The organism is Flavobacterium sp., from assembly GCF_020217025.1.
Taxonomy (GTDB): Bacteria; Bacteroidota; Bacteroidia; order Flavobacteriales; family Flavobacteriaceae; genus Flavobacterium.
In genome coordinates, this window is sequence record NZ_JAIWOF010000075.1 from 1 (window position 1) to 10,000 (window position 10,000).

Annotated in this window: 10 protein-coding genes; 9 read left to right on the plus strand and 1 reads right to left on the minus strand. The window is 32.8% G+C overall.

The features are described from left to right. Positions 1 to 14 precede the first annotated feature (14 nt). The 8 genes from LDL23_RS03580 to LDL23_RS03615 all read left to right on the plus strand — a co-directional run bounded on the left by LDL23_RS03580 (position 15) and on the right by LDL23_RS03615 (position 6,574). Complete coding sequence (locus LDL23_RS03580; protein WP_291264494.1) at positions 15 to 152, plus strand: DUF1731 domain-containing protein; 138 nt, start codon at positions 15 to 17, stop codon at positions 150 to 152. Between the two features lie 141 nt (positions 153 to 293). Further along, positions 294 to 857, plus strand: coding sequence for a nucleotide exchange factor GrpE (locus LDL23_RS03585; RefSeq protein WP_291264486.1), 564 nt, complete (start codon positions 294 to 296; stop codon positions 855 to 857). A 55-nt stretch (positions 858 to 912) separates the two neighbouring features. After that, positions 913 to 2,031, plus strand: a complete 1,119-nt coding sequence (gene dnaJ / locus LDL23_RS03590; protein WP_291264487.1) for a molecular chaperone DnaJ — start codon at positions 913 to 915, stop codon at positions 2,029 to 2,031. A gap of 163 nt (positions 2,032 to 2,194) precedes the next feature. Further along, the gene (locus LDL23_RS03595) at positions 2,195 to 3,115 is read left to right on the plus strand and encodes an ABC transporter ATP-binding protein (RefSeq protein ID WP_291264488.1); all 921 of its coding nucleotides are present in this window, start codon (positions 2,195 to 2,197) and stop codon (positions 3,113 to 3,115) included. Between the two features lie 2 nt (positions 3,116 to 3,117). Continuing rightward, positions 3,118 to 4,416, plus strand: a complete 1,299-nt coding sequence (locus LDL23_RS03600) for an ABC transporter permease (protein WP_291264489.1) — start codon at positions 3,118 to 3,120, stop codon at positions 4,414 to 4,416. Between the two features lie 71 nt (positions 4,417 to 4,487). Next, positions 4,488 to 5,651: a sigma-54 dependent transcriptional regulator gene (locus LDL23_RS03605; protein WP_026724574.1), complete on the plus strand. Its 1,164-nt coding sequence runs from the start codon at positions 4,488 to 4,490 to the stop codon at positions 5,649 to 5,651. 75 nt (positions 5,652 to 5,726) lie between these two features. Continuing rightward, positions 5,727 to 6,341, plus strand: coding sequence for a DEAD/DEAH box helicase (locus LDL23_RS03610; protein WP_291264490.1), 615 nt, complete (start codon positions 5,727 to 5,729; stop codon positions 6,339 to 6,341). 14 nt (positions 6,342 to 6,355) lie between these two features. Beyond that, the gene (locus LDL23_RS03615) at positions 6,356 to 6,574 is read left to right on the plus strand and encodes a DUF2007 domain-containing protein (RefSeq protein ID WP_291264491.1); all 219 of its coding nucleotides are present in this window, start codon (positions 6,356 to 6,358) and stop codon (positions 6,572 to 6,574) included. Positions 6,575 to 6,632: 58 nt separating this feature from the next. Here LDL23_RS03615 and LDL23_RS03620 read toward each other — a convergent pair whose 3' ends face one another. After that, complete coding sequence (locus tag LDL23_RS03620) at positions 6,633 to 8,753, minus strand: M3 family metallopeptidase (RefSeq protein WP_291264492.1); 2,121 nt, start codon at positions 8,751 to 8,753, stop codon at positions 6,633 to 6,635. Between the two features lie 179 nt (positions 8,754 to 8,932). On the opposite strand from LDL23_RS03620, the gene LDL23_RS03625 reads away from it, so the two are divergent. Then, positions 8,933 to 10,000, plus strand: a 1,068-nt coding sequence (locus LDL23_RS03625; protein ID WP_291264493.1) for an ABC-F family ATP-binding cassette domain-containing protein, incomplete at its 3' end; no start/stop codon positions are given.

Here is a 10,000-nt window from a genome sequence, read left to right on the forward strand (position 1 = left end):
TTCCCCAATTTGTAATGAAACTTATTCTTGGCGAAATGCATCAAATTCTATTTTCAAGCCAACATGTGAGTTGTAGAAAATTACTCGATTTGAAATACCAATTTAAATTTGCATCTTTAGACAAAGCTTTATGTGATTTGCTAAAGGAGTAAAGCAATAGTTTAAACTTAATTATTTAAAATAGCAACGATGTAAATTGTTGCTATTTTTATTTTCAGTCAACTTTTTCACTGACAATTTGACATTTTTAAACTTTTGGCAATACATTTGCAATCCCATTTACTAAAGTAAAAATGTTTAAAAAAATATTCAAAAATATGAGTCAAGAAAGTACTGAAAACATCGAAAAGGAGAACATTAATGCGGAAAATGTTTCAGAAACTCAAGGAATTCCAACACCAGAATTATCGGTAGAAGAGCAATTGCAAGAAGAATTGAGCAATGAAAAAGACAAATTTTTGCGTCTTTTTGCTGAATTCGAAAATTATAAAAGAAGAACTGCCAAAGAACGTATCGATTTGTTTAAAACTGCTAATCAGGAGGTTTTACAAGCTATGTTGCCAGTTTTAGATGATTTTGACAGAGCTTGGGCACAAATTTCAAATTCAGGAGATGAAGCATTGGTAACAGGTGTTCAATTGATTCATGATAAATTGAAATCGACTTTAGTTTCTAAAGGATTAGAAGAAGTAGAGGTTAAAGCGGGTGATGCTTTTGATGCTGATTTTGCAGAAGCTATTACCCAAATTCCAGCACCAAACGATAAATTGAAAGGTAAAATTGTTGATGTAATTGAAAAAGGTTACAAATTAGGTGACAAAATTATCCGTTTTCCAAAAGTGGTAATCGGACAATAATTTTACTGTAGAAACGTGATTCGTCGCGTTTTAATCATTATTATAATATTTTAAAATGAAAAAAGATTTTTACGAAATATTAGGCATTTCAAAAAATGCTACAGCCGATGAAATAAAGAAAGCCTATCGCAAAAAAGCAATTGAGTTTCATCCTGACAAAAATCCAGGTAATAAAGAAGCAGAAGAAAAATTCAAAGAAGCTGCCGAAGCTTATGAAGTTTTAAGCGATGCCAATAAAAAAGCAAAATACGATCAATACGGTCACCAAGCTTTTGATGGTGGTGGATTTGGCGGCGGTCATCACATGAACATGGATGATATTTTTAGTCAATTTGGTGATATTTTTGGTGGTGCTTTTGGCGGTGGCGGATTTTCTGGATTTGGTGGTGGCGGAGGTCAACGTAGAGTAAAAGGAAGTAATCTTCGCATCAAAGTAAAATTAACTTTGGAAGAGATTGCTAACGGAGTTGAAAAGAAAGTCAAAGTAAAACGTAAAGTTCAAGCTTCTGGTGTAACGTATAGAAGTTGTCCAACTTGTAATGGTTCTGGGCAAATTATGAAAGTTGCTAATACCATTTTAGGTAGAATGCAAACGGCAACAACTTGTCATACTTGTAGTGGTTCGGGTCAAATTTTAGATCAAAAACCTGCTGGTGCTGATGCACAAGGAATGTTGTTAGAAGACGATACCGTTTCAATCAAAATTCCTGCTGGAGTTGTTGATGGAATGCAATTAAAAGTTGCTGGAAAAGGTAACGAAGCGCCAGGAACAAACAGTATTCCGGGTGATTTAATTGTTGCTATCGAAGAAATTGAACACGAATCTTTAAAACGCGAAGGCGAAAATTTACATTACGATTTATACATCAGTTTTGCCGAAGCAGCTTTAGGAGTTTCTAAAGAAATAGATACTGTTTCTGGAAAGGTTCGAATTAAATTAGAAGAAGGTATTCAATCGGGTAAAATTCTTCGTTTAAAAGGAAAAGGAATTCCAAGTTTAAATTCTTACGGAAATGGAGATTTACTTGTTCATGTTAACGTTTGGACACCAAAAACTTTAAACAAAGAACAAAAGCAGTTTTTTGAGAAAATGCTTACAGATGAAAACTTTATTCCAAAACCAGAAAAGTCAGACAAATCTTTTTTTGAAAAAGTTAAAGATATGTTTTCATAATTAAATAAATATTAATACATTTGAAACTCACTTTCTTAGGAGAGTGAGTTTTTCTTTTTCATAGCAATTTTTCCCATCCTTTAGCAATAAAGGGTGGGTTTTTTTTGTAACAAAATCCGTATATTTACTACTTACTAATAATACAAATTCATACTTTTTATATATGAGCAATATTCTCGAAGTACAAAATGTGGTGAAACAATATGGCGATTATACCGCTTTAAATAATGTTTCGCTACAAGTTCCAAAAGGTAGTATTTATGGACTTTTAGGTCCTAATGGTGCTGGAAAAACCTCTTTAATTCGTATCATCAATCAAATTACAATGCCAGATAGTGGCTTGGTGTTATTGGATGGCGAAAAGTTAAATCCAGAACATGTAAAACACATTGGATACATGCCAGAAGAGCGCGGTCTATATAAAACCATGAAAGTAGGCGAGCAATGTTTGTATTTGGCTCAACTTAAAGGAATGCCCGAAGCAGAAGCTAAAAAACAATTAAAATATTGGTTCGAAAAATTTGAAATTCAGGGTTGGTGGGACAAAAAAATCCAGGAACTTTCTAAAGGTATGGCGCAAAAAATTCAGTTTATTGTAACGGTTTTGCACCAACCTAAATTACTGATTTTAGACGAACCTTTTTCTGGTTTCGACCCAGTTAATGCGAATTTGATCAAAGATGAAATCATCGAATTAAATAAAAAAGGAACTTCAGTAATTTTTTCTACACACCGAATGGAATCTGTAGAAGAAATGTGCGATTACATTGCCTTAATTCACAAATCAAATAAATTAATCGAAGGAAAGTTAGAAGATGTAAAACGCCAACATCGTACGAATACGTTCCAAGTGGGAATCGTTACTAATAATATTGAAGGTTTAATGTTGCAACTAACACATAAATTCACTTTGAATCAAACTAATTTTAAATCGTTAAATGATGATTTAAAATTAGAAGTGCATTTAGGTCAGTACAATTCAAATGAGTTACTTTCAATTCTAACTCAATTCGGACAAGTAACGCATTTTGTAGAAAAAATTCCAAGTGTAAACGATATATTCATTCAAACCGTTAGTCAATAATTATGAGCGTATTATCTTTAATTATCAAGAGAGAATTTATTGCAAAAGTGCGCAATAAATCATTTATCGTAATGACGTTTTTAGGTCCGTTATTGATTGTAGGAATGACCTTTTTAATTGCTTATTTATCTAGTGTAAACAAAGGAGAAGTTAAAACTATTGGAGTTCACGATAGAGCTAATGTGTTTGTAAACGATTTTAAAAATTCAGAAGATATCAAGTATGTAAATCTTTCAGGTTTGTCATTTGATAAGGCAAAAGATTCATCAAGTAACGCTTTTGAGGGTTTAATTTATGTGCCAGAAGTTCAAAATATCGAAGAATTGGCTACTAAAACTACTTATATTTCAGATGATAGTCCGAAAATGGATTTCTTAATGAATTTACAAAAAGTTATTGATACTAAATTAAACAAAGAAAATCTGAAAAAATTAGGTTTTGATGCCAATACCATCGAAAAAGCAAAAATTAAGTCAGAAGTTCAATTTGCGAAATTTTCAGGAGAAGACGGATTAAAATATTTAAATGAAATCAAAATCGGAATTGGTTTCGCTTTCGGATATTTAATCATGATGTTCATTATTATTTACGGAAACATGGTAATGCGAAGTGTTATTGAAGAAAAAACGAATCGTATTATTGAAATTATCATTTCTTCGGTAAAACCTTTCCAATTGATGATGGGGAAAATCATAGGAACCTCATTAGCCGGAATTTTGCAGTTTTTAATTTGGATTATCTTAGGAAGCATTATAATGATTGGGGCTACTTTTTTTATGGGAGGCAACCAAGAAGCTGTGGCTACATCACAAATTACTGCTGAACAAGCTGTAGTGGCAACTAATTTTATGAGTCAAATTCAATTATATTTGCATGAAATTCCATTGGCTTCTATTTTAATTTCATTTGTAATTTTCTTTATTGGAGGTTACTTTTTATACAGTTCGTTCTACGCTGCTATTGGAGCTGCAGTAGATTCTGAAACTGATTCCCAACAGTTTTTAATGCCAATCATCATGCCTTTGATGTTAGCCGTTTATGTTGGTTTTTTAACGGTTATGAATGATCCACACGGGACGGTTGCTGTAGTCTTTTCATTAATCCCATTAACATCTCCAATTGTGATGTTAATGCGTATACCTTTTGGAGTGCCATTATGGCAATTAGCACTTTCTGTAGTTTTATTGTACGGAACGTTTATCTTTGTAGTCTGGTTTGCGGCAAAAATCTATCGAGTAGGTATTTTAATGTACGGAAAAAAACCAAGTTGGAAAGAATTATATAAATGGTTAAAATATTAAAGTAAGTTTAAAGTTAAGGAGTTTAAAAGTAAACCTTTAGTCTTTTACCCTTAACCTGTTACCTAAAAAAAATGAGTAAAATCCTTATCATAGAAGACGAAGCAGCCATTCGAAGAGTATTAACAAAAATACTTTCCGAAGAAAATGATTCGTATAAAGTTGAAGAAGCAGAAGATGGTTTGCAAGGAATCGAAAAAGTCAAAAATGAAGATTATGACTTGATTCTTTGTGATATCAAAATGCCAAAAATGGATGGTGTTGAGGTGTTAGAAGCCGTTAAAAAAATCAAACCTGAGATTCCAATGGTAATGATTTCAGGTCATGGTGATTTGGAAACTGCCATTAATACGATGCGTTTAGGAGCTTTTGATTACATATCAAAACCACCCGATTTGAATCGTTTATTGAATACTGTTCGAAATGCCTTAGATAAAAAACAATTAGTAGTAGAGAACAAAATTTTGAAAAAGAAAGTCTCTAAAAACTACGAAATGATTGGAAACAGCGAAGCTATCAATCACATCAAAACTATGATTGATAAAGTCGCTCCAACAGATGCTCGAGTTCTAATTACAGGTCCAAATGGAACTGGAAAAGAATTAGTAGCCCACCAATTACATGAAAGAAGCGAGCGCTCATCAGCTCCAATTATTGAAGTGAATTGTGCGGCTATTCCATCTGAATTGATTGAAAGCGAATTGTTTGGTCACGTAAAAGGTGCTTTTACTTCTGCTGTGAAAGATAGAGCTGGAAAGTTTGAAGCAGCTGATGGCGGAACCATTTTCTTAGATGAAATTGGCGACATGAGTTTATCGGCTCAAGCCAAAGTTTTACGTGCGTTACAAGAAAATTTAATTCAACGTGTTGGTGCTGACAAAGACATAAAAGTGAATGTTCGTGTGGTTGCTGCGACCAATAAAGATTTGAAAAAAGAAATCGAAGAAGGTAGATTTAGGGAAGATTTATATCACAGATTAGCGGTAATTTTAATCAAAGTTCCAGCTTTAAACGATAGAAGAGATGATATTCCAGAATTGATTGAGCATTTTGCTGCTAAGATTGCTTCGGAACAAGGAACTTCTCCAAAATCATTTTCAAAATCAGCTATCAAATTATTACAAGAATACGATTGGACAGGAAATATCCGTGAATTACGAAATGTAGTAGAGCGCTTAATTATTTTAGGTGGAAACGAAATTTCGGAACAAGATGTAAAACTGTTTGCGAGTAAATAAATAATGCTTTAAGCATTAGGCAATAGGCATTAAGTTGCTTATGGCTTATAGCTTATGGCTTACAGCTATAAAAAAATGCAATTAAAAAAAATAAATCCCAACCTTCAAAAAGCACTTATTGAAAACGATTTAATCGAAGCGAATGAGTTGCAACAAGAAACATTCTCAACTATTAAAAGTGGTGTAGATGCTGTTATTCAAGCGCCAAATGGTTCTGGAAAAACGACTACTATTTTGATGAATGTGATTCAGAAAATGGAAAAGCCGGTTGGAGAAAGTACACGCGCTTTAATTTTAGTTCAAGATAAAGAGAAAGTGCTTGAAGCTGTTGAAACTTTTAAGAAATTAAACCGTTATAACAACTTAAGAGTTTTTGGTGCTCACGAAAAAGGGGATATCGATTATGATAAAAACCAAATTTCCTTAGGAATGGATGTGTTGATTGGGACACCTATTCGTATAAACGAAATGTTCTCATCAGCAGGATTCAATATGACAACTATTAAAATGTTTGTTGTGGATGATGTGGAAGAAATGTTGCGTAAACGAGAAGATTCCATCATTCAAAGACTTTCTATGAGCGCTGAGAAAACCCAACGATTATTTTTCTGTTCCCAAATTACCGAAAGAGTAGAAGTGTTAGCAGACAGAATTATGATTGAACCACTTTTCTTCGAAATGGAAGATTAGATAAAAAAAGAGATATGGGAATAATGAAAGTATTTTCAGGAAGTGAAATTCTTGCTGAAGCGTTAAAGCAAAAAATTGAAACGGTTGGAGTTGAAGTAGTAAAAAAAGACAACTTACAATCGGCTAGAATGGCAGGATTTGGTTCTTCTGATTTGGCAGTTGAATTATTTGTAGATGAACGTTATTACGGTAAAATCAGTCCGGTTTTAGAAGAATTTAGAATGAATTTATAAGACATATAAAATACCATTTTATAAAAAAAGCTCCTGAATTTTCAGGAGCTTTTTAGTTTTATTTCACTTGGTCTAAACCTCTTTTTCTTAATAGTGGCGCAGTACTTGGTTCGGCACCTCTAAAGCTTTTGTAAAGTTCCATTGGATCTTCCGTTCCGCCTTTTTCTAAAACGTTTTTTCGGAATAATTTAGCGTAATCTTGGTTGAATAATCCGTTAGTTTTAAATACTTCAAAAGCATCGGTATCTAAAACTCCTGACCAAATATAACTGTAATATCCAGCCGAATAACCACCAGCAAAAATATGGTTGAAATAAGTACTTCTGTATCTAGGAATAATGGTACTTGGTAAGTTAATTTTGTTCATAGCTTCTTTTTCAAAAGTTTCAGCGTCAACCGAAATATTTCCTTTTTGAGTATGATATTGCATGTCTAAAAGAGAAGCTGCTAAATATTCAGTAGTAACAAATCCTTGATCAAAAGTTCCTGCTTTTTGCATTTTTTCAATTAACTTATCTGAAATTACTTCACCCGTTTTATAATGTTTTGCATACATTCTCATTACTTCTGGTTCGGCAGCCCAGTTTTCCATAATTTGAGAAGGTAATTCTACGAAATCTCTTGGAACACTTGTACCAGCTAAACTTTCATAAGTCACGTTTGATAATAACCCATGTAAAGCATGACCAAATTCGTGGAAGAATGTACTTACTTCATCAAAAGTTAACAAAGCTGGAGCGTTTTCTGTTGGTTTTGTGAAATTACAAACTATAGAAACTACTGGAGCAATTCGTTTTCCATTTTCCATTTTTTGAGTTCTGTACGATGTCATCCAAGCACCACCTCTTTTAGAAGCTCTTGGGTGGAAATCCATGTATAAAATTCCGATATGATTTCCGTTAGCTTCTGTTACTTCCCAAACAGTTACATCTTCGTGGTATTTTGGAACATTATTTAATTGTTTGAATTGTAATCCATATAAATTTTTACAAACGGTAAAAACACCTTCTCTTGTTTTTTCTAAACTAAAGTATGGTTTCATTTCTTGTTCATCCAAATCAAAACGCTCTTTTCTGATTTTTTCAGCGTAATATCTCCAATCGTAAGGTTGAACTTCATCTTTAATTCCGTCTTTTAACATCATTTGTTTGATGTCAGCCGCTTCTTTGTTTGCCATATTTAAGGCTGGAGTCCATAAATCCATCAACAATTTAGTAGCAGTTTCAGGATTTTTAGCCATCGATTTTTCTAACACATAATCGGCATGTGTTTCATAACCTAAAAGACGCGCTTTTTCACCTCTTAAATTAGCAATTTTAATCGCTAATTCTTTGTTGTCTTTATCGTTATTGTTATTCGCTCGCATTTGGTAAGCATTCCAAATTTCCTGACGCAATTTTCTGTTTGAACTATATTGTAAAAAAGGCATCACGCTTGAATTTGACAAAGTGAACACCCATTTTTCAGCTTTTCCTTTCGCTTTAGCATCAGAAGCAGCGGTTTCAATAAGTTCGTTTGGTAATCCTGCTAAATCATTTTTGTCTGAAATTACTAATTCATACGAATTGGTTTCCGCTAAAATATTTTGTCCATATTTTAATGTAGCAACTGCCATTTCAGAATTGATTTCTCTTAATCTTTTCTTGTTTTCTTCCGATAAGTTGGCACCGCTTCTAACAAAGTTTTTATAAAGATTCTCCAAAATCTTAGCTTGTTCTTTATTTAATTTGAAGTTCTTTTGGTTGTCCCAAATGGTTTTTACTCTTTTAAATAAAGCATCATTCAAATAAATATTGTCGTTATGTGCTGATAATTTTGGAGCCAATTCTTTTGCAATTGCTTGAATTTCTTCGTTGGTATTCGCACTGTTTAAATTGTAAAAAACAGTGCTTACTCTAGCCAATAATTTTCCCGAATTTTCCATTGCTAAAACCGTGTTTTCAAACGTTGGTTTTTGTTTATTGGATACTATGGCATTGATTTCGGCTTCTTGTTTTTTTATTCCTTCTAAAATAGCAGGTTTAAAATGCTCATTTTTTATTAAATCGAATGGTGGAACTTGATAAGGCGTGGTATATGTTTCAAAAAACGGATTCATAGTGGTTTTGTTTTTGTCTTGTGAATTAACTGTTACAGCACTTGTTAATGCTGAAAATAAAAGTAATGTTTTGATTTTCATTTTATGAAGTTTAAAACGTAAAAATAAGCGATTTCTAATTGGAAGTCTAAAACTTAACTATATTTTATGAAATCTAAAAGTTGCATTCTAAAATCTAATTTTTAAATCTATCTTTGCACCTTCAAAAATTTCAGTAAAAAGACTTTTTACTTTTTACTTCTAACTTTTTACTTTTAAAAATGATTACAGTAAACGACATTGCCGTAGAATTTGGCGGAACCACTCTTTTTAGCGAAGTAACTTTTGCCATTAATGAAACGGATAAAATTGCCCTTATGGGTAAAAATGGAGCAGGAAAATCTACGCTTTTAAAAATTGTTGCAGGAGCAAATAAGCCAACTCGTGGTGTTATTTCGGCACCAAGCGATGCTGTTATTGCTTATTTACCGCAGCATTTACTAACGGAAGATAATTGTACTGTGATGGAAGAAACATCAAAAGCATTTGCTTCGGTGTTGAACATGAAAAAAGAAATCGACGAAATCAACGAGCAATTGACTGTTCGTACTGATTATGAAAGTGATGAGTATATGAAATTGATTGAAAAAGTTTCGGAATTATCTGAAAAATATTATTCAATCGAAGAAGTAAATTATGAAGCCGAAGTTGAAAAAATATTAAAAGGTTTAGGATTTGAAAGAGAGGATTTCAATCGTCCAACAAAAGAATTTTCTGGTGGTTGGAGAATGAGAATTGAATTAGCAAAAATCCTATTAACTAAACCCGATTTGATTCTTCTTGATGAGCCAACTAACCACTTGGATATGGACAGTATCGAATGGTTGGAAGAATTTTTAATTACGCAAGCCAAAGCGGTTATGGTAATTTCGCACGATAGAGCATTTGTAGACAACATTACAAATCGTACTATTGAAGTAACAATGGGAAGAATTTATGACTATAAAGCTAAATATTCTCATTATTTAGAATTGCGAAAAGATAGACGCGTTCACCAACAAAAAGCATACGAAGAACAGCAAAAATTCATTGCCGATAATCAAGCGTTTATTGAACGTTTTAGAGGAACATTTTCTAAAACGGAGCAAGTACAATCACGTGTTCGAATGTTAGAAAAAATTGTTCCTATTGAAGTGGATGAAATTGATACTTCGGCTTTGAAGTTGAAATTTCCACCATCGGCTCGTTCTGGTCAATATCCTGTAATTGTTAAAGATTTAGAAAAATCGTATGGTGATAAGTTAATTTTTAAAGATGCAAATTTAGTTATCGAGCGTGGACAAAAAGTA

Bases quoted from the DNA above. Each gene is read 5' to 3' on its own strand.
- LDL23_RS03580 (WP_291264494.1), top strand. From the start codon at position 15: ATGAAACTTATTCTTGGCGAAATGCATCAAATTCTATTTTCAAGCCAA.
- LDL23_RS03605 (WP_026724574.1), top strand. From the start codon at position 4,488: ATGAGTAAAATCCTTATCATAGAAGACGAAGCAGCCATTCGAAGAGTA.
- LDL23_RS03600 (WP_291264489.1), top strand. From the start codon at position 3,118: ATGAGCGTATTATCTTTAATTATCAAGAGAGAATTTATTGCAAAAGTG.
- LDL23_RS03585 (WP_291264486.1), top strand. From the start codon at position 294: ATGTTTAAAAAAATATTCAAAAATATGAGTCAAGAAAGTACTGAAAAC.
- LDL23_RS03595 (WP_291264488.1), top strand. From the start codon at position 2,195: ATGAGCAATATTCTCGAAGTACAAAATGTGGTGAAACAATATGGCGAT.
- LDL23_RS03615 (WP_291264491.1), top strand. From the start codon at position 6,356: ATGGGAATAATGAAAGTATTTTCAGGAAGTGAAATTCTTGCTGAAGCG.
- LDL23_RS03620 (WP_291264492.1), bottom strand. From the start codon at position 8,753: ATGAAAATCAAAACATTACTTTTATTTTCAGCATTAACAAGTGCTGTA.
- dnaJ (WP_291264487.1), top strand. From the start codon at position 913: ATGAAAAAAGATTTTTACGAAATATTAGGCATTTCAAAAAATGCTACA.
- LDL23_RS03610 (WP_291264490.1), top strand. From the start codon at position 5,727: ATGCAATTAAAAAAAATAAATCCCAACCTTCAAAAAGCACTTATTGAA.